The organism is Janthinobacterium breve (assembly GCF_051380895.1).
In the GTDB taxonomy this organism is placed as follows: Bacteria; Pseudomonadota; Gammaproteobacteria; order Burkholderiales; family Burkholderiaceae_D; genus Janthinobacterium.
In genome coordinates this window covers 262594-287396 of the sequence record NZ_JBNYXY010000005.1, presented here as the reverse complement: position 1 = coordinate 287396, position 24803 = coordinate 262594, and the positions used below count along the sequence as shown (strand labels likewise).

The 24803-nt window shown below is 64.8% G+C and carries 19 protein-coding genes; 16 read left to right on the top strand and 3 right to left on the bottom strand.

Features of this window, described 5'->3' with window-relative positions:
- Nucleotides 1–10 precede the first annotated feature (10 nt).
- Nucleotides 11–1243, top strand: coding sequence for an MFS transporter (locus ACQ4W0_RS11610; RefSeq protein WP_436576858.1), 1233 nt, complete (start codon nt 11–13; stop codon nt 1241–1243).
- Here ACQ4W0_RS11610 and ACQ4W0_RS11605 read toward each other — a convergent pair.
- Complete coding sequence (locus ACQ4W0_RS11605; protein ID WP_436576857.1) at nt 1208–2101, bottom strand: LysR family transcriptional regulator; 894 nt, start codon at nt 2099–2101, stop codon at nt 1208–1210. The genes ACQ4W0_RS11610 and ACQ4W0_RS11605 overlap by 36 nt on opposite strands.
- Before the next feature lie 99 nt (nt 2102–2200).
- Between ACQ4W0_RS11605 and ACQ4W0_RS11600 the strand changes: the two genes are divergently transcribed.
- Nucleotides 2201–3349 (top strand): alpha/beta hydrolase, encoded by a 1149-nt coding sequence (locus tag ACQ4W0_RS11600; RefSeq protein ID WP_436576856.1) that lies wholly within the window; start codon nt 2201–2203, stop codon nt 3347–3349.
- Between the two features lie 53 nt (nt 3350–3402).
- On the top strand, nt 3403–4530 hold the full coding sequence (locus ACQ4W0_RS11595; RefSeq protein WP_436576995.1) for an MFS transporter: 1128 nt from the start codon (nt 3403–3405) through the stop codon (nt 4528–4530).
- 27 nt (nt 4531–4557) lie between these two features.
- On the opposite strand, the gene ACQ4W0_RS11590 is transcribed toward ACQ4W0_RS11595, so the two are convergent.
- Nucleotides 4558–5454 (bottom strand): EamA family transporter, encoded by an 897-nt coding sequence (locus ACQ4W0_RS11590; protein ID WP_436576855.1) that lies wholly within the window; start codon nt 5452–5454, stop codon nt 4558–4560.
- 76 nt (nt 5455–5530) lie between these two features.
- On the opposite strand from ACQ4W0_RS11590, the gene ACQ4W0_RS11585 reads away from it, so the two are divergent.
- The 4 genes from ACQ4W0_RS11585 to ACQ4W0_RS11570 all read left to right on the top strand — a co-directional run bounded on the left by ACQ4W0_RS11585 (nt 5531) and on the right by ACQ4W0_RS11570 (nt 8042).
- A complete protein-coding gene (locus ACQ4W0_RS11585) occupies nt 5531–6019 on the top strand; it encodes an Lrp/AsnC family transcriptional regulator (RefSeq protein WP_436576854.1) in 489 nt (162 codons plus the stop codon).
- 16 nt (nt 6020–6035) lie between these two features.
- Nucleotides 6036–6857, top strand: coding sequence for an APH(3')-I family aminoglycoside O-phosphotransferase (locus ACQ4W0_RS11580; protein WP_436576853.1), 822 nt, complete (start codon nt 6036–6038; stop codon nt 6855–6857).
- Nucleotides 6858–7496, top strand: a complete 639-nt coding sequence (locus tag ACQ4W0_RS11575) for a GNAT family N-acetyltransferase (RefSeq protein ID WP_436576852.1) — start codon at nt 6858–6860, stop codon at nt 7494–7496.
- Nucleotides 7497–7658: 162 nt separating this feature from the next.
- On the top strand, nt 7659–8042 hold the full coding sequence (locus tag ACQ4W0_RS11570) for a glutaredoxin domain-containing protein (RefSeq protein ID WP_070282182.1): 384 nt from the start codon (nt 7659–7661) through the stop codon (nt 8040–8042).
- A 17-nt stretch (nt 8043–8059) separates the two neighbouring features.
- Here ACQ4W0_RS11570 and ACQ4W0_RS11565 read toward each other — a convergent pair whose 3' ends face one another.
- Nucleotides 8060–8296, bottom strand: a complete 237-nt coding sequence (locus ACQ4W0_RS11565) for a DUF3820 family protein (protein ID WP_436576851.1) — start codon at nt 8294–8296, stop codon at nt 8060–8062.
- Between the two features lie 144 nt (nt 8297–8440).
- Between ACQ4W0_RS11565 and ACQ4W0_RS11560 the strand changes: the two genes are divergently transcribed.
- The 9 genes from ACQ4W0_RS11560 to ACQ4W0_RS11520 all read left to right on the top strand — a co-directional run bounded on the left by ACQ4W0_RS11560 (nt 8441) and on the right by ACQ4W0_RS11520 (nt 24761).
- Nucleotides 8441–9652, top strand: a complete 1212-nt coding sequence (locus ACQ4W0_RS11560; RefSeq protein WP_436576850.1) for an MFS transporter — start codon at nt 8441–8443, stop codon at nt 9650–9652.
- Between the two features lie 139 nt (nt 9653–9791).
- Nucleotides 9792–11009, top strand: a complete 1218-nt coding sequence (locus ACQ4W0_RS11555) for a YeeE/YedE family protein (RefSeq protein WP_436576849.1) — start codon at nt 9792–9794, stop codon at nt 11007–11009.
- Between the two features lie 81 nt (nt 11010–11090).
- A complete protein-coding gene (locus ACQ4W0_RS11550) occupies nt 11091–12569 on the top strand; it encodes a sodium:solute symporter (RefSeq protein WP_436576848.1) in 1479 nt (492 codons plus the stop codon).
- A 75-nt stretch (nt 12570–12644) separates the two neighbouring features.
- A complete protein-coding gene (sppA, locus tag ACQ4W0_RS11545) occupies nt 12645–14519 on the top strand; it encodes a signal peptide peptidase SppA (protein WP_436576847.1) in 1875 nt (624 codons plus the stop codon).
- Between the two features lie 75 nt (nt 14520–14594).
- Nucleotides 14595–15134 (top strand): GNAT family N-acetyltransferase, encoded by a 540-nt coding sequence (locus ACQ4W0_RS11540; RefSeq protein WP_436576846.1) that lies wholly within the window; start codon nt 14595–14597, stop codon nt 15132–15134.
- Between the two features lie 438 nt (nt 15135–15572).
- Complete coding sequence (locus tag ACQ4W0_RS11535; RefSeq protein ID WP_436576845.1) at nt 15573–16955, top strand: efflux RND transporter periplasmic adaptor subunit; 1383 nt, start codon at nt 15573–15575, stop codon at nt 16953–16955.
- A complete protein-coding gene (locus ACQ4W0_RS11530) occupies nt 16952–20080 on the top strand; it encodes an efflux RND transporter permease subunit (protein WP_436576844.1) in 3129 nt (1042 codons plus the stop codon). The genes ACQ4W0_RS11535 and ACQ4W0_RS11530 overlap by 4 nt, the downstream gene beginning before the upstream one ends.
- Entirely contained in the window at nt 20077–23343 is a 3267-nt protein-coding gene (locus tag ACQ4W0_RS11525) for an efflux RND transporter permease subunit (RefSeq protein WP_436576843.1), read from the top strand. Before ACQ4W0_RS11530 ends, ACQ4W0_RS11525 begins: the two co-directional genes overlap by 4 nt.
- A complete protein-coding gene (locus ACQ4W0_RS11520; protein WP_436576842.1) occupies nt 23340–24761 on the top strand; it encodes an efflux transporter outer membrane subunit in 1422 nt (473 codons plus the stop codon). Before ACQ4W0_RS11525 ends, ACQ4W0_RS11520 begins: the two co-directional genes overlap by 4 nt.
- Nucleotides 24762–24803: the final 42 nt, after the last annotated feature.

The window sequence follows — 24803 nt, the reverse complement described above, 5'->3', positions numbered from 1 at the left end:
TGGAGCCATCATGACCACCGCAAGCCCTGTTTCCACGTCAGCCAGCAAGATGCCGCCCGGCGTGCTGGCGCTGGCCGTCGGCGCCTTTGCCATCGGCGTCACCGAATTCATCGTCGTCGGCATCCTGCCGAGCATCGCGAAGGATTTGCATATTTCCATCGAATCGGCCGGCTCGCTGGTCAGCCTTTATGCGCTGGCGCTGGCCATCGGCACGCCGTTGCTGGTGCTGCTGATGTCGCGTTTGCCGCGCAAGGCGGCCTTGCTGGGGCTGATGAGCGTGTTCCTGGCCGGCAACCTGCTGGCCGCCTTTTCCCACACGTTTGAACTGTTGCTGGTGGGACGGGTCATCACGGCCGTGGCGCACGGCACCTTCTTTGCCATCGGCGCCACCGTGGCCGCCAGCCTGGTGACGAAGGCGCAGGCGGGCAGGGCGATTTCCGTGATGTTTGCGGGCCTGACCCTGGCCATGGTGATCGGCGTGCCCTTCGGCAGTTTCCTCGGCAACCTGATGGGCTGGCGCTTGCCTTTCTTTGCCGTGGTGGTCCTGGCCGCACTGGGCCTGGCGGCGATGGCGCGCTGGCTGCCGGCAGGTTTGCCGCAAGGCAAGGGCGGCAAGGCCATGACGCAACTGGCGGCGCTGGGCAGCGGTCCCATTTTGACGATGATGGCCGTGACCACGTTTGGTTTCGGCAGCAGCTTTGCCGCGTTTACCTTCATCACGCCCATCCTGACGGATGTGACGGGCTTTTCCGCCACCATGGCCAGCGCCTTGCTGATCGTGTTTGGCGCCGCCACCTTTGCCGGCAACTTGGCGGGTGGCTACCTGACCAGCCACCTGGGCTGGCAAAAGGCCTTGCGCCTGATGCTGTTGTTGTTGGCCGCCACGCAAGTGGGCGTAGCCTTGAGCATCAGCTCGCCATGGATGATGACGGTGATGCTGTTCGTCTGGGGCGTGTTTGCCTTCGGCCTGTCGCCCGCCTTGCAGGCCGGCATGCTGGCCACGGCCGAGCGCTACACGCCGCAAGCCGTCGATTTCGCCTCGGGGCTGAACATCTCGGCCTTTAACCTGGGCATTTCCTTCGGTTCCATGCTGGGAGCGCTGATGGTGTCTCGCCAGCTGATGGCGTCGTCACCGTGGGCCGGCGTGGCCGCCGCCTTGCTCGCCTTGCTGCCGCTGGGCTGGCTGGCGCGCAAGAACGGTCTACAGTCAGGTGCGGTAGCGGAGCGCCTCCACGAATGCTGAAAACGCGGGCGTGGCCTGGCGCCGGTTCGGGTAGTACAGATGGTAGCCCTGAAAAGTGGGGCACCAGTCGGCGAGGATTTCGACCAGGCGGCCATCGGCCAGGTAGGGCGCCAGCAGCGGCTCGGGTACATACGCCAGGCCGATGCCGTCGAGCGCGGCATTGAGCACATGCATGATGCTGTTGAAGACCAGCTGGCCTTCGGCCTTGACGGCAAAGGCTTGCCCATCCTTTTCGAATTCCCAGGCGTAGATGGCGCCAGCGGGCCGGTGGCGGATATTCACGCAAGCGTATTCGGTTAGCGCATGCGGCGTTGCGGGCGCCCCATGGCGCGCGAAATACGCAGGTGATCCCACCACGGCCAGGCGCCAGTCGGGGCCGATGCGCACGGCGATCATGTCCTTGCTGATGGCTTCTCCCAGGCGGATTCCCGCGTCGAAGCGCTGCTCGATGACATTGGTAAAACCGTAGTCGACAACCAGTTCCAGGTTGATATCGGGATAGTCGCGCAGGAAGCCGGCCAGCATGGGACGTAGCAGCAGTTCGATATGGTCGTCGGTGCAGGTGACGCGGATGGTGCCCCTGGGCTTGTCGCGCAGTTCTCCCAGCGCTTCGACTTCGGCGGCGATCTGCTCGAACAGGGGCGCGATGGCAAGCATGAGCTTTTCGCCCGCGTCGGTGGGCGCCACGTTGCGCGTGGTGCGTGCCAGCAGGCGCACGCCCAGCCGTTCTTCCAGCGTGCGGATGGTATGGCTGAGCGCGGACGCGGTAATGCCCAGCCTGGCAGCGGCTTTGGTAAAGCTGCGTTCCCGCGCCACGGCCACGAAGGCTTGCAGATCGTTGACTTTGTTTTGGCTCATTGCTGAATTTTTTTCACAACTACATCAAGATTGTACCCCCTAATCAAAAGAGCATGCCTGCGCCAAGATGGTGCCCTGATTTTTAAAGGAGCATCGAGCATGACGACGACAAGCATGAAGACGGCAACCCGGACTGGCCTGGGCAATGCAGGCAATCTGAACGAACCTGCCACTGGCCGCCGCGCATTCGTGAAGGCGGCCGGTATTGGCATGGCGACCTTGGGCGCGCTTTCCGTGCGGGGAAACCCCGTTTTCGCCGCCGCACAGGCCGCGCCAGCCGTGCCCGGTGGTGCCGACAATTTCTACCAAAGCAGCAAGGTGACGGTGCAGCCGGTGCGCTTCCAGAACCAGTACCAGATGACGGTTGCCGGCAATCTGTTCCTGCCGGCGCAACTGGACCGCAGCGGCCGGAACGCCGCTATCATCGTTGGCCACCCAATGGGCGCCGTCAAGGAGCAAAGCGCGAACCTGTATGCGGCGAAGATGGCCGAGCAGGGCTTCGTCACCCTGTCGCTCGACCTGTCGTTCTGGGGCGAGAGCGAGGGGAGGCCGCGCAACGCCGTCTCGCCCGACATCTACGCCGAGGATTTCAGCGCGGCCGTCGATTTTCTTGGAGTGCAAGCCTTTGTCGATAGCGGGCGGATCGCCGCCATTGGTATTTGCGGCAGCGGCAGCTTTGTCATCAGTGCCGCCAAGGTCGACCCGCGCATCAAGGCCGTCGCCACGGTGAGCATGTACGACATGGGCAGCGCCAGCCGCCACGGCTTGCGCCGGTCGCAAACGCTGGCACAGCGCCAGGCCTGCATCGCCGCGGCGGCGCGCCAGCGCCAGGTGGAGTTTGCTGGCGGGGCCACCGTCTACACGAGCGGCACCTTGCCCGAGCTGAGCGCCAACGCGGGGGCCATCGAGCGCGAATTCCATGATTTCTACCGCACGCCGCGCGGCGCCTACACGCCGGCCGGCCAGCTGCCCGAGCGCGCTACCCGCCCCACGTTGAGCAGCAACGTCAAGTTCATGAATTTCTATCCTTTCATGGATATCGAGACGATTTCACCCCGTCCGCTGCTGTTCATCACGGGCGACCAGGCGCACTCGAAAGAATTCAGCGAGGATGCCTACCGGCGTGCCGCCGAGCCAAAGGAGCTGCATTACGTTGCCGGCGCCGGCCACGTCGACCTGTATGACCGTGTGACCCTGATTCCTTGGGACAAGCTGACGTCGTTCTTCCAGCGATCCCTGGCAGCATGAGCGTGGTTCGCAGCGTGGCGGCAGCGCCCGCGTTCTGGGGCGGCATCCTTGCCATGACCCTGTGCGTGTTTACCCTGATCGCTTCCGAATTCATGCCGGTCAGCCTGCTCACGCCCATGGCGGCGGACTTGCACGTCAGCGTAGGCTTGGCAGGCTATGGCATCGCCACCTCGGGCGCCTTCGCCGTGCTGGCCAGCCTGTCCATCTCGACCCTGGCGGCGGCGATGAACCGCAAGACCTTGCTGCTGCTGTTGACGGGCCTGATGTGCGTGTCCGCGCTGGTGGTGGGACTGGCCACCAGTTACGCGATGTACATGGCCGGGCGCGCGCTGATCGGCGTGGTGGTGGGTGGCTTCTGGTCGATGTCGGTCGCCGTGGCGATGCGCCTCGTGCCCAGCCATAGCGTGCCCAGGGCGCTGGCCATCTTCAACGGCGGCAATGCGCTGGCAACCGTGGTAGCCGCGCCGCTGGGCAGTTATCTGGGCGCCAGCATCGGCTGGCGCGGCGCCTTCCTGTGCCTGGTGCCTGTGGCACTGATGGCGCTGGCCTGGCAGTGGTGCAGCTTGCCATCGATGCCGGCGCCGCCGCGTGCGGCCGGTTCCAGCCAGGTCTTGCGCTTGCTCAAACGCCGTCAGGTCGCCCTGGGCATGCTGGCCGTCGGCGCGTTTTTCATGGGACAGTTCGTGCTGTTTACCTATGTGCGGCCGTTCCTGGAAACGGTCACCCGCGTCGGCGTGCCCACGCTGTCGATGCTGCTGCTGGCGACCGGCGTGGCGGGCTTCATCGGTACCGCGCTGATCGGCGTAGTACTGCAGCGTGGCCTGTACCGCACGCTGGTCGCGATCCCCTTGCTGATGGCCGTCATCGCGCTGGCCCTGCTGGTGTTCGGCGCCGAGCTGGCGCCCGTCTTCGTGCTGCTGGGCTTGTGGGGGCTGTTGGCGACGGCCGCGCCCACGGGCTGGTGGTCGTGGCTGGCGCAGACCTTGCCCGCTGACGCCGAAGCCGGCGGCGGCCTGATGGTGGCAGTCGTTCAGCTGTGCATTGCCTTCGGTTCTACTGTCGGCGGCATCCTGCTCGATGGCCACGGCTTTCGCGCCACCTTCACGGCCAGCGCCGCGCTGCTCGTGCTGGCCGCGCTGCTGGCCTGGCGCACGGCCCGATTGCAAGGAGCTGCGCAGTGATCTTATTCCAGCAAGGCGGTGCGCGCTTTACGATTTATATTCGGGCCTGAGCGCCGGCGCACCGCGTTTCAGGCGCTGCGCCATGTACGAGCTGCCCATGGACGCGGCCATGATCATGGCGATGGCCAGCCATTGCGCGGCGTCCAGGCGTTCATCGAGCAGGATGAACGCCAGCATGGCGGCCACGGCCGGTTCCATGCTGCTCATGATGCCGAACGCTTGCGGCGTCAGCCGTTTCAGGGCCACCATTTCCAGCGAGATCGGTATCGCGCTGGAAATCAGGGCCACGCCCAAGCCCACGGCCAGCACGACCGGCGAGAGCAGGGCGGTGCCGCTATGCATCACGCCCACGGGCACCACCACCAGCGCGGCCATCGCCAGGCCCAGCGATACCGAGTGGCCTGCATGCAAATGGCTGGCGCGCTTGCCGAAGATAATATAGGTGGCCCAGCAAACGGCCGCCGCCAGGGCGAACAGCACGCCGGTGGGGTCCAGATTGCTGATATCGTGGCCCAGCGGCAATAGCAGCGCCAGTCCCGCCACGGCCAATGCCACCCAGACGAAGTCGAGCGGACGGCGCGAGGCCAGCAGCGCCACGGCCAGCGGGCCGGAAAACTCGATCGCCACGGCGATGCCGAAGGGAATCGTGCGCAAGGCCATATAGAAACACAGGTTCGTCAAACCCAGCGCGGCGCCATACAGGGCCACCGTGCGCAAGTCGGCGCGGCTCAGCTGCCAGCGCCACGGCCGCCAGAACAGCAGCAGCAACAAGGCGGAAAAGCCCACGCGCACGGCCGTCGTGCCCTGTGCGCCTACCAGCGGGAACAGGCTGTGCTTGGCCCACGACGTGCCCAGTCCCAGGCAGGTGACGGAGCCGAGGATGGCCAGCAAGGGGATAAAAGAAGAGTAGCGGTGTTGTGGCATGGCGAGTATGGCTTGATATCGGAAGCATGAAAGTTTATTGTGTCTGATCTGATATTTGCACTGTATTTTGACCCTCATGACGCAACTTTCGCTCACGCCTTCCATCCCCCTCGATGCATTCGACCTGGCGATCCTGGACATCTTGCAGCGCGACAATACGACCTCGCAGCGCGAAATCGCCCGGGCCGTGCATTTGTCCGCACCCGCCGTGCAGCGACGCATCCGCCGCCTGCGCGAGAGCGGCGTGATCCGTCATGAAGTGGCCGTGCTCGACGCGAGCCGCCTGGGCCGCCCCCTGATACTGACGGTGGAAGTGCATTTGCACGACGAGCACCCGCTGCGCACGGCCGGCATGCGCGCACGCATCATGGCCGAACCGGCCATCCAGCAGTGCTACGGGATCACGGGCGAGTCCGACTATCTGCTGATCATTACTGCCAGCAGCATGGCCGAATACGAGGCGCTGACGGAACGCCTGTTCGGCGGCGATGACAATATCCGGCGCTACCGCACCTCGGTGGCATTGACCTGCCTCAAGATGGGCTTGCACGTGCCGCTGGGATAGGGCAAAGTCCAGGCAAATGACTATCTCCAAAAAGAAACAAGCCGCCGTGATGGCCACCATGCCCGCCCACATGCGCGCCGCACTGGCAGCGTATGCGTGGGCGCGCGACAGCGTCGGTGAGTCGGACGCCGCCGTCTACCGGCTGCAGGGCAAGGACGGTGCGCCGGACCGGTTCCTGAAACACGGCAAGAATGCCATTGCTGCCGATATTGCCGATGAAATGGCGCGGCTGCGCTGGCTGACGAAGTACCTGCCCGTGCCGACGGTGGTGCAGTTCGCCCGCGTGGCAGACCCGGACCAGGCATGGCTGCTGATGACTGCCTTGCCTGGCACGACGGCGTCCGCGGTGCTGCAAGCGAACCCCGCGCTGGGCTCCGCCGTGGTCGACGCGCTGGCGGCCTTTCTGCGCCGCCTGCACGCGCTTCCCGTGAGCGACTGCCCGTTCGACGCCGGCCATGCTGTTCGGCTGGCCCAGGCGCGCCAGCGCATCGATGCGGGCCTGGTCGATGCCGAGGATTTCGATGCCGGGCGGGAAGGCTGGACGGCAGAGCAGGTGTGGGCGGCGCTGCAGGATTGTCTGCCCCTGGTGCCCGACCTCGTCGTGACGCATGGCGATTTTTCGCTGGAGAATATCCTCCTGCAGGAAGGCGCCGTCGTCGGCTGCATCGATGTGGGGCGGGCGGGCGTTGCCGACCGCTACCAGGACCTGGCCATCGTCTGGCGTAGTCTCGGTGAGTTGGACGCCTTGCTACAGCAAAGGTTTGTGCAGCAATATGGGATCCTTGATGCCGATCAAGGCAAGCTGCAATTTCATTTGCTGCTCGATGAGCTGTTCTGAATGCAAGAAAATGCGCATCTGCCGGAGCCTGGCCTTCTTGCAGCCTGGCTGGCCGCACGTTCCATTGCCCGTGGCTTGGCGCTGCCCGTGCCCGATCATGGCGGGTGGCGCGTCGAGACGGGCTTGCCCAAGGAAATCCGGCGCTACGTTTTTTCGCGACCTGTTCCAGGCATCAGCGCGTTGGCAGCTTCGATTCACCATCCGCATATCTTCATCAAGATGTGTGGTTCTGGGGAGCAATTGCTCCGCCTTTTGCCGCCTCGGTGGCAACTGTGCCCTACCGGTTTTTTCATGACCCATGAAGGCAGTCTGCATGCGCCAGCTTTGCCGGCCGGCTACCGGCTTGACGTTGCCACGTCGCAGGCCATCACCACGGCGCGTATTTTCACTGGCGATGGTGCTGTTGCCGCCAGCGGCCATGCCGTGGAACATGCCGGCGTCTTTGTTTTTGACCGCATCGTCACCGAAGCCGCGCACCGGCGCCGGGGGCTGGGGCGAGCACTGATCGCCGCGCTGGGGGCCAGGCAGAAATCGGGCAGCGCGCGCCGGGTGCTGGTGGCAACCGAGGAGGGCTTGAAACTGTATGCGAGCCTGGGCTGGCATACCCAGTCACCGTATTCGACGGCCACGATCATGTAAGGCGGCGCTGTCGCACTCAGCACTCAGCACTCAGCACTCAGATATGGCATTGATTCCTTGCCTATATTTCACGCGAAGGGGAAAAGAAGCGCAGTGTCGCCCACGCCAGCCTGTGTGCGTGGCACAATGCGTGATCCGCATGCCACTCATCCCAGGACTTTCATGACCCGCGCCATCCTTGACGAAGCCCAGATCCATCCCGCTGCCCGCCCTTTGATCGGCAGCAAGCACAAGGACATCGTGCGCGAGGTGCAGGCTGCCATCGCCGCGCACCAGGTGGTGGTGGTCGGCATGGCGCTCAATCCGTTTCCGCGCAAGGCGCGCAAGATCCTCGACGTGCTGGGCACGCCTTACCAGTACCTGCAATACGGCAGCTATCTGAACCAGTGGCACCGCCGCAATGCCTTGAAAATGTGGACGGGCTGGCCGACTTTCCCCATGGTCTTTGTCAATGGCGTGCTCATCGGCGGCGCCAGCGAACTGCAAAAACTGGTGGAAAATGGCGAGTTCAGCGCCATGCTGGCGAAGAAGGTGCGCCAGTTTTAAGACCTGCCTTACGCTCCTTACTCGCCCGGCCGCCACGGCGACTTGCGCGTGCGCAAGGGGTCGAGCAAGCCGCGCAAATCGTTGTGGTCGAGTTCGTACATCAGCGCAAGTAAACTACCCAGTTCGCCCGAGGGGAAGCCCTCGCGCGCGAACCAGCCCAGGTAGTGTCCCGGCAAGTCGGCCAGCAGCCGTCCCTGATATTTTCCATATGGCATTTCGCGCGTGACCAGCAGCGCCAGTTTTTCTGAATTCATGCAACAGCTCCGGTTTCGATCGGGCCAGTGTAGCAGATCTGTATATTATTGATTTCAGCGCAAGTATCTTCTGCATGATGAGGTATTTTTCGCCACAAAGAAAACCCCGATACTGCATGACTACATCTTTTATCGGAGTTTGTCATGCCCATTGCCTTGCTCGCGCTGACCCTCAGCGCATTTGCCATCGGAACCACCGAGTTTGTCATCGTGGGGCTGTTGCCCACCATCGCCGCGGATCTGGGCGTCAACCTGCCATCGGCCGGCCTGCTGGTCAGCCTGTATGCGCTGGGCGTCGCCGTCGGTGCGCCCGTGCTGACTGCCCTGACGGGCAAGATCCCCCGCAAGACCCTGCTGCTGTCCTTGATGGTCTTGTTCACCCTGGGTAACTTGCTGGCCTGGAAGTCGCCCGGCTATGAAACCCTCGTCATCGCCCGTATCCTGACGGGGCTGGCGCACGGCGTGTTCTTTTCCATCGGCTCGACCATCGCCACCTCGCTGGTGCCGAAGGACAAGGCGGCCAGCGCGATCGCCATCATGTTTACGGGCCTGACCGTGGCCCTGGTGACGGGCGTGCCGCTGGGCACCTTCATTGGCCAGCATTTCGGCTGGCGCGAAACTTTCCTCGCCGTCTCGGCACTGGGACTGGTCGCCTTTGTCGGCAGCTTGCTGTACGTGCCATCGAATATTGCCCACAGCAAGCCTGCCTCCTTGCTGCAGCAAGTGCAGGTGCTGGCCCAGCCCCGGCTGCTGCTGGTGTACGCGATGACGGCCGTCGGCTATGGCGGCTCTTTCATCGCCTTCACGTATCTGGCGCCGATTCTGCAGCAGGTGGCGGGTTTCAGCGCCGGCGCCGTGGGCGCGGTGATGCTCGTGTATGGCGTCTCCGTGGCGTTCGGCAATATCTGGGGCGGCAAGCTGGCTGACAAGAAGGGTCCCGTGCGTGCCCTGAAACTGATCTTTTTGCTGCTGGCGGCCGTGCTGCTGGTCTTGACCTTCACGGCGCCGCATCCCGCGCTCGTCGTCATCACCGCGCTGCTGTGGGGCGCCGTCGCTTTCGGCAACGTGGCCGGATTGCAAGTGTATGTGGTGCAGCAAGCCGAACACTTCACGCCGCGCGCCGTGGACGTGGCCTCGGGCTTGAATATTGCCGCCTTCAACCTGGGCATCGCCGGTGGCGCCTGGGGTGGTGGCTTGATCGTCGAACACCTGGGCCTGGTGCACACAGGCTGGATCGGTGCCCTGGTGGTGCTGGGTGCATTCGGCTTGACGGCCCTGAGCGGCCGCCTGGACCGCCTCAATCCCATTCCCGTGCGTGCTGGTGGTGAAAAATCGATTCATGCGGTGGGGCACTAAGCTGTAAGCTGGCTTGAACGAGGCCGGGGCCGCAGCGCCCCGGCCGGCCTGGCCTGCAAGTAAGTTGCTGGCAGAAAACACCAAAACGGGCGAGAGTATGGCTTAAAATAAGGCTTACCTTCCTTTTGCCCATTCCCCCATGTCCGATACCGCCACTTCCCCCCTGCGCCTGCGCGCAGATATCAATCCCAAACCGCTGGGCATTGCCCTGTTGCTTATCGCGCTGGGCGCCTGGTATCTGGCCCTGACCGTGGGCGCCACGCAATCCGCGCTGTACGTGGTGGGCGCTTTGCTGGGCATTACGCTGTATCACGCGGCCTTCGGTTTTACGTCCGCCTGGCGCGTCTTCATTGCCGATGGCCGCGGCGACGGCTTGCGCGCGCAAATGCTGATGCTGGCCGTCGGCGTGGCGCTGTTTTTCCCCGCGCTGTCGGCCGGCACCCTGTTCGGCACGCCCGTTGCGGGCCTGGTTTCTCCCGCCGGCACCTCGGTGATCTTCGGCGCCTTCATCTTCGGCATCGGCATGCAGCTGGGCGGCGGTTGCGCCTCCGGCACCTTGTACACGGTGGGTGGCGGCAGCACGCGCATGCTCGTCACCCTGGCCGCCTTCATCGTCGGCTCCGTGATTGGCACGGCGCACATGCCGTTCTGGACCTCGCTGCCGCAGCTCAAGCCCATTTCTCTCGTCACGACCCTGGGCCTGGTACCCGCGCTGGCGCTGAACTGGATCGTCTTCGCGCTGATCGCCGGCATTACGGTATTCGTTGAAAAGCGCCGCCACGGCAAGCTCGTCGCGACGCCGCTGCGGCCAACGCAGGCATCGCCCTGGCTGCATGGCCCGTGGCCGCTGGTGGCGGGCGCCATCGCGCTCGTCGTGCTGAACTTCGCCACCCTGGCGCTGTCGGGCAAGCCATGGGGCGTGACGTCCGCGTTTGCCCTGTGGGGCGCGAAAGCGGCGTCTGTGGTCGGCATCGACACGGCCAGCTGGGCCTACTGGTCGACCAAAGCCAATGCCGCCGCCCTGGCCGCGCCGTTGACGCAAGACAAGACCTCCGTGATGGATATCGGCATTGTACTGGGCGCCATGCTGGCGGCGGCGCTGGCCGGCCGCTATGCGCCCGTGTGGCGCATCCCGCTGCGCTCGATCATCGCCGCCGTGGTGGGCGGCTTGCTGCTCGGCTATGGTGCGCGCCTGGCCTACGGTTGCAACATCGGCGCGTATTTCAGCGGCATCGTCTCGGGCAGCTTGCACGGCTGGTTGTGGCTGGTGTGCGCTTTCATCGGTAACGTCGTCGGCACGCGCTTGCGTCCGTGGTTCGGGTTGGAAGTGGAGCGCGTGAAACGGACCGGCTGCTGATGCCTGATTGACCGGGGGCATTGCTGTACGCTTTGTTGTATATTGCTGCCCCTGTTCCTCTTTGCCGCCAGCGCATCGCCCATGTCCCCCACCATCCTGTTTGCCATCGTCCTCGCGTATTTCCTGATCCTGCTGGGCGTGGCGTGGCGCACTTCGCGCCACGCCACCAACGACAGTTTTTTCATCGGCAACAAGGACAGCAACTGGATGCTGGTGGCCTTCGGCATGGTGGGCACCACGCTCACGGGCGTCACCTTCATCAGCGTGCCGGGCGCCGTGGGGAGCAACGGCTTCGGCTACATCCAGTTGATGATCGGCTATGTCCTCGGCTACCTGGCAATCACCTTCATCTTGCTGCCGCTGTACTACCGGCTGCAGTTGACGTCGATTTACCGCTACCTGGAATTGCGCCTGGGACGCCGCTCGTACCAGAGCGGGGCGGCGTTCTTCATCCTGTCACGTCTGCTGGGCGCCACGGCGCGGCTGTATCTGGTGGTCAATATCCTGCAGGCGACGATACTCGACAGCCTGGGCGTGCCGTTCTGGCTGACGGCCGGTGTCGTGCTGCTGCTGATTTTGCTCTACACGTATGAGGGTGGCGTGAAAACCATCGTCTGGACCGATACCCTGCAAACGGCCTGCATGCTGGCGGGGCTGGTGATTTGCAGCGTGTTTTTGCTGCGCGAGATGGACCTGTCCCTCATCGATAGCCTCGAGCGCATGCGCGCGCAGGGACTCACGCGCATGTTCAATGTCGACCCGGACAGCCCAGCCTATGTGTGGAAGCACATCGTGGCCGGCATGTTCATCACCATCGCCATGACGGGCATGGACCAGGAAATGATGCAAAAGAACATTTCCGTGCGCACCTTGCGCGACTCGCAAAAGAATATGCTCAGCCTGACCGTGGTGCTGACTGGCGTGCTGCTGTTGTTCCTGTTCCTGGGCGGCTTGCTGCACCTGTATGCGCCGCTGGCGGGCGTGACGGCCACGGGCGATAAACTGTTCCCTGCCGTGGTGCTCGGGCATTTCCCCGCCGTGGTGCAGCTTATTTTCTTCATCGCCCTCATTTCCGCCCTGTTTCCCAGCGTGGACGGGGCGCTCACTGCCTTGACATCCACCTTTTGCATCGACATTCTGGGCCTGCAGCGCAGGCAGGATCTGAGTGCCGCCACGCAAATGCGCTGGCGCCGCCGCGTTCACCTGGGTTTTTCCGCACTGTTCCTGATCCTGATCATGGCCTTCAAGTGGATCGATAGCCCCAGCATGATCGTCGTCATCCTGAAGCTGGCCAGCTATACCTATGGTCCGCTGCTGGGCTTGTTCGCCTTTGGCTTGATCAGCCGGCGCGGCGTGCGCGACCGCTGGGTGCCGCTGGTGGCCGTGGCCGGGCCACTGCTGTGCGCGCTGATCGAAGGGGAGCAGGCGCTGTTGTTCGCACATTACCGCATCGGCCTGGAATTGCTGATCCTGAATGGCGCCCTGGTGCTGGGCGGCCTGTTCCTCATTTCCACGCCGGCAGGGCAGGGCGACCAAGGCGCGCAATACTTGTCAAAATAAGACGAATCCCAAGACGACCGCGGCCATTTTCAGCTATATTGATTTCCTTTCGGTACATAACCCCACGGAGCATCAATGTCACTCAACCCCTTCCCGCCGCTGCGCCGCGGCTTTGACGCATTCTGGCGCGCGCTGGACGCCACCCGCCGCGCGGTCATCAATCTGATTTTCCTGCTGATCGTCATCGCCATCCTGATCGCCATCTTTGGCGGCGGCGCCAAGCCCCTGGCGGAAAAGACCACGCTGGTGCTGGACTTGCAAGGCCCGCTGGTCGAGGAAACGCCGGGTGGCGTGCGCGAGGCGGTGCTGGCCAATGTCAGCGGCGAAGTCAAGAAAAACGTGCAGCTGCGCGACGTGCTGGCGGTGCTCGACACGGCGTCCAAGGACAAGAACATCGGCTCCATGGTGATCTTGCTCGACGAATTGCAGGGCGGCGGCCTGGCGTCGCTGCGCGAAGTGGCGGCCGGCGTGGAGCGCTTCCGCGCCACGGGCAAGAAAGTCACGGCCTGGGGTTCGAGCTACAACCAGCGCCAGTACCTGGTGGCGGCCAAGGCCGACGAGGTATTCCTGCACCCGATGGGCGGCGTCATGCTGGAGGGCTTTGGCCGCTACCGCAATTACTACCGCGACGCGCTCGACAAGGTGGGTGTGACGGTCAACCTGCTGAAAGTGGGCACGTATAAAAGCGCGGCCGAGCCTTTCATCGCCAACGGCCCGTCCGAGGCGGCGGCCGAAGCGGACCGCTACCTGAACAACGGCCTGTGGACCACCTACACGACGGACGTGGAAAAGGCGCGCAAGCTGCCGGCCGGCGCCATCATGCAGGCTATCGATGCGCTGCCCGCGCTGATGACGGCCGCTGGCGGCGACCTGGGCAAGCTGTCGCTGGACGCCAAGCTGGTCGACGGCCTGAAAACGCGCGATGAACTGCGCCAGTTCATGATGGCGCGCGGCGCCAAGAACACGGAAGGCACGAACTTCCGCCAGATCAATTACACCGATTACCTGGCGCGTTTGCGCCCCGTGCACGTCGGCGACGCCGTCGGCGTGGTCATCGCCTCCGGTGAAATCGGCGACGGCATCGCGCCACCGGGCGCCATCGGCGGCCTGTCCACCTCGCGTTTGATCCGCCAGGCACGCGAAGACAAATCGATCAAGGCCATCGTGTTGCGCGTCGATTCGCCGGGCGGCAGCGCCTTCGGCTCGGAATTGATCCGCCGTGAACTGGAACTGACGCGCGCCGCCGGCAAGCCCGTGGTCGTCTCGATGGGCAACGTGGCCGCTTCGGGCGGTTACTGGATCAGCACCTCGTCCGATGAAGTGATCGCCGACGCGGCCACCATCACCGGCTCCATCGGCGTGTTCGCGATTTTGCCGACGGCCGACAAGGTGGTGGAAAAGCTGGGCATCCATACGGCCGGCTCGCCGACCACCTGGCTGGCCGACGCGGGCAACCCATTGCGCCCGCTCGATCCCCGCTTCGCGCAAGTGATCCAGGGCTCGATCAACCACGTGTATGGCGACTTCCTGAACCTGGCCGCCAAGGCGCGCAAGACGACGCCGGAAAAGATCAATGAAGTGGCGCAGGGCCGCGTCTGGACGGGCTTGCAGGCGAAAGAGCGCAATTTGGTCGACCGCATCGGCAGCTATGGCGATGCGCTGGCCTCGGCCGCCAAGCGCGCCAAGCTGGGCAGCGACTACCGCGTGACCTACCTGGAGCAGGAAACGTCGAACGTGGACCGTTTGATCGGCATGTTCGGCTCCAAGGCCATGGCCTCGCTGGGGCTGGGCGAGCACGTGAAGCTGGGCCTGGCCAGCACGGGCTTGCCGGCCGATGCGGCGCTGGGCATGGCACAGGACCTGAGCTGGCTTTCGGGCATCACGCGCGAACATAAACCGTTCATGGCCCTCACGCACTGCCTGTGCGAGGTGCCTTTGGGCGGCAAGTAACAGCAACATCAACAGCATACCCAAGCCGGCTTCGCCCGGCTTGTTTCATATCAGGAGCTATGCATGGCAAACGACATGAGTATCCACACTGACACGGCGATCACCATTCGCCCTTGCGTGCAGGGCGATGAACAGGCGCTGGCGCTGGTGGGGCAATCGACCTTCCTGGAGGCGTTTGCCGGCATCCTCGATGGCGCCGACGTCATCGCCCATTGCCAGCGCCAGCACGACGCGCAACTGTACCGCGACTGGCTGGCGCTGCCGGCCATGCGTTTGTGGCTGGCCGAAGCCACACCCGGTGGCGCCCCCGTCGGCTACCTGGTGCTCAGTCCCGCCAGCCTGCCGGTGGCGGATCCGCGACCGAATGACCTGGAAATCAAGCGCATCTACCTGCTGCACCGCTTCCAGGGCCAGCGCGTGGGGCAGCGCCTGATGCAGGCGGCCGTGGAGCAGGCGCGCGCCGGCGGGGCAGGGCGCGTGCTGCTGGGCGTGTACGCGGAAAACCACGACGCGCTGGCGTTTTATGCGCGCTGCGGCTTTGCGCAGGTGGGCCGGCGCACTTTCCGTGTGGGCCGCACCGATTACCAGGATGTGATTCTCGGCATGACGCTGTAAATCCGGGTAAAGAATCGCTGCCGTCTGTCGCCGCCTGAGCACCCGCGTGGCGCCAGGTCAAGGCCGATGGCGGGAGATTTGTAGCGAGTTTGTATCTGCATGCGAGTCGCCCGCGCGCCGCTGGCGCCGGGGCACGACGCCCCGCAAGCCTGATTTTTCCACCACTCCCCCACAGTGGCGGCATGCCCACAGGCGTGCGTGCCCAGGCCCCGCACTGCAAGCCATGGATAATTGTTTCAAGTAGAAATGAAACAGTTACATGACTATGCTAGAGTCGTTTCACGCTAGGGAGCGATGTTTTTTCAGCTGACTTTCAGCTCTTGACTCCCCAGGCTTTGTACCGAAACAACCCCGAAAAACGGTCGTCCGGCCTGAGTGTATTCCACCTCGGCCGGCGCCACAAACTCGCCGTGCCAGCGGCCTATACAAGGATAAGCGATGGATTCGCAGACAACACCCAACACCCCACGGCGCAGCCGCCGCTCGAAAATCGTCGGCACGGTCATCGCGTTGGCCGTGATGGCTGCACTTGGGGGCGGTGCCTGGTACCTGACCCACTCCGGCACCAGCGCCCAGGGCGGCGCCGGCATGGCCGGACCCGGCGGTCCGGGTGGACCAGGCGGCCCCGGCGGGCGCCGCGGCGCTCCCTCGACTACCGTTGGCGTGGCCACGGCCGTGAAGTCCGACCTGCCCGTGGTGCTCGATGCGCTGGGCACGGTGACGGCGGCGTCCACCGTGACGGTGCGCCCGCAAGTGTCGGGCATCCTCAAGGAATTGAAATTCAAGGAAGGCGGCATGGTCAAGGCGGGCCAGGTGGTGGCGCAGATCGACCCGGCCCAGTTCGAGATGGCGCTGATGCAGGCCACGGGCCAGCGCCAGCGCGATGAAGCGCAGCTGGAAAACGCGCGCCTGACCCTGAAACGCTATCAAACCCTGCTGGGCCAGGACTCCATTGCGCGCCAGGATGTCGATACGCAGGCCGCCCTGGTCAAACAGCTGGAAGGGACCGTCATGACGGACCGCGCCGCCGAAGGCACGGCCAGACTGAACCTGGGTTATACCAAGGTGGTGTCGCCGATCAGCGGCCGCGCGGGCCTGAAGGTGGTCGATATCGGCAACCTGGTGAGCACCAGCGACGCGGGCGGCGTGGTGGTGGTGACGCAACTGTCGCCCATCGACGTGCAGTTTTCCGTGCCACAGGATAAGGTACAGACCATCCAGGAGCGCCTGAATGGCGGCACGGCCCTGGCGGCGCTGGCGCTGGACCGCACGCGCACGCATACCCTGGACCAGGGCAGCCTGAGCGCGCTCGATAACCAGGTCGATGTGCAGACGGGCACCGTGCGCGCCAAGGCCCGCTACGCGAATGACAAGATGGCCCTGTTCCCCAGCCAGTTTGTCAACGTGCGCCTGGAACTGGGCAATATCACGGGCGCCGTGCTGGTGCCCGTGACGGCCCTGCGCCACAGCAATAATGGCGACTTTGTGTATGTGCTGAAAGCCGACAAGACCGTCACCGTGCGCATGGTCACGCGGGGCCAGGCCACCACCGATATGGTGGAAATCCGCGCCGGCCTGGAAGCGGGAGAGCAAGTCATCACGGAAGGCGCCGACCGCCTGAAGGAAGGCGCTAAAGTCACCCTGGCGGGCGACAAGCCGGCCGGCGCGCGCGGTGCCGCCGGCGGTGCCACTGGCGCGAACGGCGAACGCCGCCACCGCCGCCAGCAGGCTGACGGCGCGGCCAGCGCATCGGCTTCCGCTTCTGCATCCGCGCCTGCCGCAGTGCCAGCTAGCGCTCCAGCGAAGGGCGCTGCGCAATGAGTCCATCGACTCCCTTCATCAAGCGCCCGGTCGCCACAGCGCTGCTGATGCTGGCCATCGTGCTGGCGGGGCTGGTCGGCTTCAAGTTCCTGCCGCTGGCCGCCTTGCCGCAGGTGGACTTTCCCACCATCCAGGTGCAGACCTTGTACCCGGGCGCCAGTCCCGAAGTCATGGGGCAGACGGTGACGGCGCCGCTGGAGCGCCAGTTCGGGCAAATGTCGGGCTTGCAGCGCATGAGTTCCACCAGCGCCGCCGGCGTCTCCCTCATCACCTTGCAGTTCACGCTGGGCCAGACCCTGGACGTGGCCGAGCAGGAAGTGCAGGCGGCCATCAACGCGGGCGGCTCGTTGCTGCCCACCGACTTGCCGGCGCCGCCCGTCTACGCGAAGATCAACCCGGCCGACGCGCCCGTGCTGACCCTGGCCATCACTTCCGACACCATGCCGCTGACGCAGGTGCAGAACATCGTCAACACGCGCTTGGCGCTGAAGATCAGCCAGGTCAACGGCGTGGGCCTGGTGTCGCTGTCGGGCGGCCAGCGTCCCGCCGTGCGCATCCAGGGCGACACCAAATTGCTGGCCTCGTACGGCCTGGGCCTCGACAGCCTGCGCACGGCCATCGCGGGGGCCAATGTCAACAGCGCGAAGGGCAGTTTCGACGGCCCCACGCGCTCGTTTACCATCAACGCCAACGATCAATTGGTGACGGCGGAAGACTACAAGCGCCTGATCATCACCTATAAAAACGGCGCGCCCGTGCGCCTGTCCGATGTGGCGAATGTGGTCGACAGCGCCGAAAACACGCGCCTGGGCGCCTGGTCGGGCAAGCAGCCGGCCATCATCCTGAACGTGCAGCGCCAGCCCGGCGCCAACGTCATCAAGACGGTCGACGCCATCAAGGCCCTGCTGCCCGACCTGCAAGCCAGCCTGCCGGCGGCCATGAAGCTCGACGTGCTGAGCGACCGCACGACGGGCATCCGCGCCTCCGTCGAACATGTGGAAATGGAACTGTTATTGTCCGTGCTGCTGGTGGTGCTGGTGATCTTTGCCTTCCTGCATAGCATGCGCGCCACCGTGATCGCCAGCCTGTCCGTACCGATCTCGCTGATCGGCGCCTGCGGCGTCATGTACTTGCTCGGCTACAGCCTGAACAACCTGTCGCTGATGGCGCTGACGATCGCCACCGGCTTTGTCGTCGACGACGCCATCGTCATGATCGAAAACATCGCCCGCTACATCGAAGAGGGCGAAACGCCGATGGCGGCCGCCCTGAAGGGCGCGTCGCAGATCGGCTTTACCATCATCTCGCTGACGGTCTCGCTGATCGCCGTGCTGATTCCCTTGCTGTTCATGGGCGACGTGGTGGGCCGCTTGTTCCGTGAATTTGCCATGACCCTGGCCATCACGATCTTGATTTCCGCCGTGGTGTCGCTGACCCTGGTGCCGATGATGTCGGCGCGCTGGCTGAAAAGCCATGCAGATGAAAAGGTCAGCGCCACGGGCCAGCGCATCCAGGCTTTCCTCGACAAGGTCATCGTGCAGTACGACCATGCGCTGGTGTGGGTACTCAAACGCCAGGGATTGACCTTGCTGGTGGCCCTGGCCACCTTGCTGCTGACGGTGATTTTGTACATCACCATTCCGAAAGGCCTGTTCCCCACGCAGGACACGGGCCAGCTGCAGGCGCGCATCGAAACCTCGCAAGCCGTCTCGTATGAGCGCATGGCCACCTTGCAGCAGGCGGCGGCCAGCGCGCTGCTGGAAGACCCCGCTGTCGATACGCTGAGTTCCCTGGTGGGTGTCGATGCGGCCAACAATACCATGCTGCACACGGGGAGCATGCTGATCAATCTCAAGCGTCCGCGCAGCGGCAATCAGGACGACATCATGGAACGCCTGCGCAACCGCGTGGCCAAGGTGGCCGGCGTGACCCTGTACCTGCAGCCGACGCAGGATCTCACCATCGATGCGGAATCGGGGCCGACGCAGTACCGCGTCTCGCTCGAAGGGGCCGATACGGCCACCGTCACCGAGTGGGCCGGCAAGCTGGCGGCGCGCATGCGTGAAAAATCGCAGCTGCGCAACGTGGTCACGGACGCAGGCGCCACGGGCGCCGCCGTCGTGGTGGCCATCGACCGCGACAGCGCCGCGCGCATGTCGGTCACCACGGCCACCGTCGACGACGCGCTGTATAACGCCTTCGGCCAGCGCATCATCTCGACCATTTTCACGGAAACCAACCAGTACCGCGTGATTCTCGAAGCGCAGCCCGGCATCGTCACCACGCCGGCCGACCTGTCGGAACTGCAGGTGCGCACGGGTTCCGGCAAGTCGACGCCGCTGTCCGCCTTTGCCAGCGTCAGCGAAAAACAGGCGCCGCTGCAAATCACGCACGTGGCGCAGTACCCGGCCACGACACTTGGCTTTGATACGACGCAAGGCGTGGCGCTGGGCAGCGCCGTCGACGCCATCCGCGCGGCGGCGAAAGACATCGCCATGCCGCCGTCGGTGACACTGACCTTTCTGGGCGCGGCCGGCGCGTATGAAAATTCGCTGTCTAACCAGCTGTGGCTCATTTTGGCCGCCGTCGTCTGCGTCTACATCGTGCTGGGCGTGCTGTATGAAAGCTACATCCACCCGCTGACGATTCTGTCGACCCTGCCGTCGGCCGGCGTGGGCGCCTTGCTGGCGCTGATGATTTCCGGGCAGGACCTGGGCGTGATCGGCATCATCGGCATCATCCTGCTGATCGGCATCGTCAAGAAGAACGCCATCATGATGATCGACTTCGCCATCGAGGCCGAGCGCGACGAGGGCAAGGGGCCGCAGGAGGCCATCCACCAGGCGGCGCTGCTGCGTTTCCGCCCGATCCTGATGACCACCCTGGCGGCGCTGTTCGCGGCCGTGCCGCTGATGCTGGGCTGGGGGGAGGGCGCCGAGTTGCGCCGTCCGCTGGGCCTGGCCATCTTCGGTGGCCTGATCGTCAGCCAGGTGCTGACCCTGTTTACCACGCCCGTCATCTACCTGGGCTTCGACCGCCTGGGCCGCCGTTTCGGCAGCAAGACGGGCGGCGCGGTGAACCTGGATAAACCCGGGGACCATTCTCAGCCGGGGAGCGCCGCGTGAATCTGTCCGAACCGTTCGTCAAGCGCCCCATCGCCACCGTGCTGCTGACCATCGGCATCGCGCTGGCGGGTGTCGGCGCCTTCTTCGTGCTGCCCGTCTCGCCGCTGCCGCAGGTCGATTATCCGACCATTTCCGTCAGCGCCAGCCTGCCCGGCGCCAGCCCCGAGACCATGGCGACCTCGGTGGCCACGCCGTTGGAGCGGCGCTTGGGCGTGATTTCGGGCGTCAACGAGATGACGTCGTCGTCCAGCACGGGCTCGGCGCGCATCAACCTGCAGTTCGACCTGAACCGCAAGATCGATTCGGCCGCGCGCGAAGTGCAGGCGGCCATTTCCGCCTCGCGCGTGGACTTGCCGGCCACCCTGCGCAGCAATCCGACATATCGCAAGGCCAATCCGTCCGACGCGCCCGTGATCATCCTGGCGCTGACGTCAAAGACGCGCACGCCGGGCCAGATCTACGATGCCGTGTCGAACCTGGTACAGCAGAAAGTGGCGCAAGTCAAAGGCGTGGGCGACGTGGAGCTGGGCGGCGGCTCGCTGCCGGCCGTGCGCGTGGAACTGCTGCCTTACCAGCTCAATCACTATGCCGTGTCGATGGAAGACGTGCGCGCGGCCATCCAGGCCACCAACGCCAACCGGCCCAAGGGGGCGATCTCCGGCGACGCGCGCAGCCTGCAGATCTACTCGGGCGCCAGCACCGCCTCGGGCGGGCGCAGCGCGGCCGACTACCGCAGCCTGGTGGTGGCCTGGCGCGATGGCGCCGCCATCCGTCTCGACGACGTGGCCGAAGTGGTCGACGGCGTGGAAAACACGAATACCCTGGGCCTGTTCAATGGCGACCCGGCCGTCATCGTGCTGATCACGCGCCAGCCGGGCGCCAACGTCATCGCCACGGTGGACGGCGTGCGCGCCCTGCTGCCGCAATTGCAGGCACAGCTGCCCGGCGACATCAAGCTGCAAGTGGCGTCCGACAGCACCAATTCCATCCGCTCGTCGCTGCACGAGATCGAGTTCACGCTGATCCTCTCCATCGTGCTCGTCGTGCTGGTGGTCAGCGCCTTTTTGCGCAGCGTGCGCGCCACCATCATCCCGGCCGTGGCCACCATCGTCTCCTTGCTGGGCACTTTCGGCGTGATGTACATGCTGGGTTTCAGCCTGAATAACCTTTCCCTGATGGCGCTCACGGTGGCCACCGGCTTTGTCGTCGACGATGCCATCGTGGTGCTGGAAAACACGCAGCGCCACATCGAGGCGGGCATGGACCGTTTCAAGGCGGCCCTGCTGGGGGCGCGCGAAGTGGGTTTTACCGTGCTGTCGATCAGCCTGTCGCTGGTGGCCGTCTTCATCCCGCTGCTGTTCATGGGCGGGCAGGTGGGGCGCTTGTTCCGCGAGTTTGCCGTCACGCTGTCGGCCGCCGTCATGATTTCGCTGGTGATTTCACTGACCACCACGCCGATGATGTGCGCCTGGCTGCTGAAAAGCGGTGAGCATCACAAGGCGCCCGGCGCCGTGGCGCGCTGGTTCGAACGGGGCTTCGAGCGCATGCTGAAAGTGTATGAACACTGCCTGGACTGGGCCCTGTCCAGCGCCGCGCTGGTGATGACCATCCTGGTGTTCGTCGTCGGGCTGAATGTGTATCTGTTCGCGGCCGCGCCCAAGGGCTTTTTCCCGCAGCAGGACACGGGCCAGATCAATGGCGGCATGCGGGCCGACCAGAGCATCTCGTTCCAGGCCATGCAGGGCAAGCTGCGCCAGCTGGTCGATATCATCAAGGAAGATCCTGCCGTCGCCACCGTCGTGGGGTTCACCGGCGGGGGCAGGGCAGGGGGCGGCTTCATGTTCATCGACCTCAAACCCGCCTCGCAGCGCACCGACAAGGGCCAGGCCGTGATCGCGCGCCTGCGCCCGCAACTGGCCAAGGTGACGGGCATTTCGCTGTTCCTCAACCCCGTGCAGGATTTGCGCATGGGCGGGCGTTCCAGCAATTCCACCTACCAGTACACCCTGATCAGCGACAACCAGGCGGACCTGAAGAAATGGGCGGCGAAACTGGCCGACCAGATGAAGCTGCAGCCGGCCCTGATCGACGTCGACACGGACCAGGCGGAAAATGGCGTGGAAACCTATGTTTCCATCGACAAGGACCGCGCCACGCAGCTGGGCGTGCAGGTGCGCGACATCGACAATGCGCTGTACAACAGCTTCGGCCAGCGCCAGGTGGCGACCATCTACGATGAGCTGAACCAGTACCACGTGATCATGGAAGTGGCGCCGCGCTACGCGCAAAGCCCGGAAGCGTTGCGCTCCGTGTATGTGCCGGCGTCGAATGCGGCGGCCGTCGCCGTCGCCGCTGTCACCGGCACCAGCGTCAGCACGACCACCGCCGCCGCCACCTCGGCGGTGACTGCCACCACCTCGAACACGACGGCGGCGCGCGATCCGTCCAGCGGCTCGGCATTGAGCACCACCCTGGCGACGATGGTGCCGCTGTCGTCGTTCAGCAGCTTTGCCGAAAGCTCGACGGCGACGTCCATCAATCACCAGGGCGGGGAACTGGCCACCACCGTGTCGTTCAACTTGGTCGACGGCTATCCGCTCAGCGACGGGCAGGCGGCCGTGGCCCAGGCGGAGTCGGAAATCGGCATGCCGGTGAATGTGCGCGGCAGCTTCCAGGGTTCGGCGAAGAGTGCGCAGGACAGCAACAAGGAGCAGCCGCTATTGATCCTGGCGGCCATCGTGGTGATTTACATCGTGCTGGGCATCCTGTACGAAAGCCTGATCCATCCGATCACCGTGCTGTCAACCTTGCCGTCGGCGGGGGTGGGCGCCGTGCTGGCATTGCTGCTGTTCCGCATGGAGTTTTCCATCATTGCCCTGATCGGCGTGTTCCTGTTGATCGGTATCGTCAAGAAAAATGCTATATTGATCATCGACTTCGCGCTGGAGGCCGAGCGTTCGCGCGGACTGACAGCGGTGGAAGCGGTGCGCGAGGCATGTTTGCTGCGTTTCCGCCCCATTCTGATGACCACCCTGGCGGCGGCGCTTGGCGCCTTGCCGCTGGCGATCGGTTTCGGCGAGGGGTCAGAGCTACGCCAGCCCTTGGGGGTCGCCATCATCGGCGGCCTGATTGCCAGCCAGTTACTCACATTGCTGACCACCCCGGTGGTCTACATCCTGCTCGACAAGCTGCGCACGCGCAGTGCCGACGAGCAGCAATTGAGCCGCATTCCTGGGCCAGATAACCCGAGCACACAATCATGAAGCAAGTAAAACCTATTCCATCCGCCGTCCCCGCACGCCACTTGCTGGCGCTGGCCGCTGCTGTCCTGCTGGCCGGCTGCGCCGTCAGTCCCACGTATGAAACGCCGACGGCCGCCGCGCCGCAAACCTTCAAGGAGGCGGCCGGCTGGCAGCCGGCCGTGCCGGCCGATACCCTAGAACGGGGTCCCTGGTGGACCCTGTTCGGCGACGCGCAATTGAACCAGCTGGCCGACAGCATCGACATCTCGAACCAGAACGTGGCTGAGGCCGTTGCCTCGTACGAGCAGGCGCGCGCGCTGGTGCGCGAACAGCGCGCTTCGCTGTTCCCTACCGTGAATCTGACGGGCAGCGGCGCCCGTTCCGGTGGCGGGGGCGAGCAGCAGACGAACAATAATTTCAAGGCGGCCATCGGCGCCTCGTGGGAACCGGATATCTGGGGCCGCCTGCGCGCCGGCGTGACGGGGGCGGACGCCAGCGCAGCCGCCAGTGCGGCCGACCTGGCCGCTGCGCGCCTGTCGGCGCAGGGCGAACTGGCGACGAATTACTTTTCGCTGCGCCAGAGCGATGCGCAGATCGCGCTGCTGAACGCCACCATCGATGGCTACAAGCGCGTGCTCGACATCACCAGCAACCGTTTTAACTCCGGCATCGCCGCCAAGTCCGACCTGCTGCAGGCGCAGACGCAGCTGGCCAATGCGCAGATCGATTTGTCCAGCCAGACGCGCGCGCGCGCCCAGCTGGAACACGCGATCGCCATCCTGCTGGGTAAGGCGCCGTCGGACTTCAGCCTGGCCGTGGCGCCGTGGACCCTGACCGTGCCCGAGGTGCCATTGGGCGTGCCGTCGACCCTGCTGCAGCGCCGCCCCGATATCGCCGCCGCCGAGCGCAGGGTGGCCGTGGCCAACGAGCAGATCGGCATCGCCCGCTCCGCCTACTATCCGAGCCTGAACCTGACGGGTTCCTACGGTTCCGGCGCCAGCAAGGTGGGCGACCTGTTCAATGCATCGTCCAGTTTGTGGTCGCTGGGCGTATCGGCCGCGCAAACCTTGTTCAATGCTGGCGCCACCACGGCCAGCGTGGATGCGGCCAAGGCGGGCCACGAAGCGGCCGTGGCGCGCTACCGTCAGACGGTGCTGGCCGCCTTTGGCGCCGTGGAAGACCAGTTGTCGGCCACGCGCGCGCTGGCCGAGCAGCTGGCCTTGCGCCAGCAGGCGTCATCGGCCGCCGACCAGGTCGAGCAGCAGATGCTGAATCGCTACAACGCGGGCCAGGTCGGCTATACGGATGTGGTGACGGCGCAGGTGACGGCGTTGTCGGCACGCCGTTCGCTGGTGCAGGCGCAGGCGGACCGCCAGACGACGGCCGTGGCCCTGATCCAGTCTCTGGGCGGCGGCTGGCATGTGCCGCAGGCGCAGTAGACGGCAGGCGGGCGCAGGCTAAAACTCCTGCGCCAAATTCGC

Excerpts from the sequence above, each read along its gene's own strand:
- ACQ4W0_RS11600 (WP_436576856.1), top strand. The coding sequence starts at position 2,201 with ATGACGACGACAAGCATGAAGACGGCAACCCGGACTGGCCTGGGCAAT.
- ACQ4W0_RS11575 (WP_436576852.1), top strand. The coding sequence starts at position 6,858 with ATGCAAGAAAATGCGCATCTGCCGGAGCCTGGCCTTCTTGCAGCCTGG.
- ACQ4W0_RS11605 (WP_436576857.1), bottom strand. The coding sequence starts at position 2,101 with ATGAGCCAAAACAAAGTCAACGATCTGCAAGCCTTCGTGGCCGTGGCG.
- sppA (WP_436576847.1), top strand. The coding sequence starts at position 12,645 with ATGTCACTCAACCCCTTCCCGCCGCTGCGCCGCGGCTTTGACGCATTC.
- ACQ4W0_RS11520 (WP_436576842.1), top strand. The coding sequence starts at position 23,340 with ATGAAGCAAGTAAAACCTATTCCATCCGCCGTCCCCGCACGCCACTTG.
- ACQ4W0_RS11595 (WP_436576995.1), top strand. The coding sequence starts at position 3,403 with ATGACCCTGTGCGTGTTTACCCTGATCGCTTCCGAATTCATGCCGGTC.
- ACQ4W0_RS11590 (WP_436576855.1), bottom strand. The coding sequence starts at position 5,454 with ATGCCACAACACCGCTACTCTTCTTTTATCCCCTTGCTGGCCATCCTC.
- ACQ4W0_RS11550 (WP_436576848.1), top strand. The coding sequence starts at position 11,091 with ATGTCCCCCACCATCCTGTTTGCCATCGTCCTCGCGTATTTCCTGATC.
- ACQ4W0_RS11585 (WP_436576854.1), top strand. The coding sequence starts at position 5,531 with ATGACGCAACTTTCGCTCACGCCTTCCATCCCCCTCGATGCATTCGAC.
- ACQ4W0_RS11555 (WP_436576849.1), top strand. The coding sequence starts at position 9,792 with ATGTCCGATACCGCCACTTCCCCCCTGCGCCTGCGCGCAGATATCAAT.
- ACQ4W0_RS11570 (WP_070282182.1), top strand. The coding sequence starts at position 7,659 with ATGACCCGCGCCATCCTTGACGAAGCCCAGATCCATCCCGCTGCCCGC.
- ACQ4W0_RS11565 (WP_436576851.1), bottom strand. The coding sequence starts at position 8,296 with ATGAATTCAGAAAAACTGGCGCTGCTGGTCACGCGCGAAATGCCATAT.
- ACQ4W0_RS11560 (WP_436576850.1), top strand. The coding sequence starts at position 8,441 with ATGCCCATTGCCTTGCTCGCGCTGACCCTCAGCGCATTTGCCATCGGA.
- ACQ4W0_RS11580 (WP_436576853.1), top strand. The coding sequence starts at position 6,036 with ATGACTATCTCCAAAAAGAAACAAGCCGCCGTGATGGCCACCATGCCC.
- ACQ4W0_RS11610 (WP_436576858.1), top strand. The coding sequence starts at position 11 with ATGACCACCGCAAGCCCTGTTTCCACGTCAGCCAGCAAGATGCCGCCC.
- ACQ4W0_RS11535 (WP_436576845.1), top strand. The coding sequence starts at position 15,573 with ATGGATTCGCAGACAACACCCAACACCCCACGGCGCAGCCGCCGCTCG.
- ACQ4W0_RS11540 (WP_436576846.1), top strand. The coding sequence starts at position 14,595 with ATGAGTATCCACACTGACACGGCGATCACCATTCGCCCTTGCGTGCAG.
- ACQ4W0_RS11530 (WP_436576844.1), top strand. The coding sequence starts at position 16,952 with ATGAGTCCATCGACTCCCTTCATCAAGCGCCCGGTCGCCACAGCGCTG.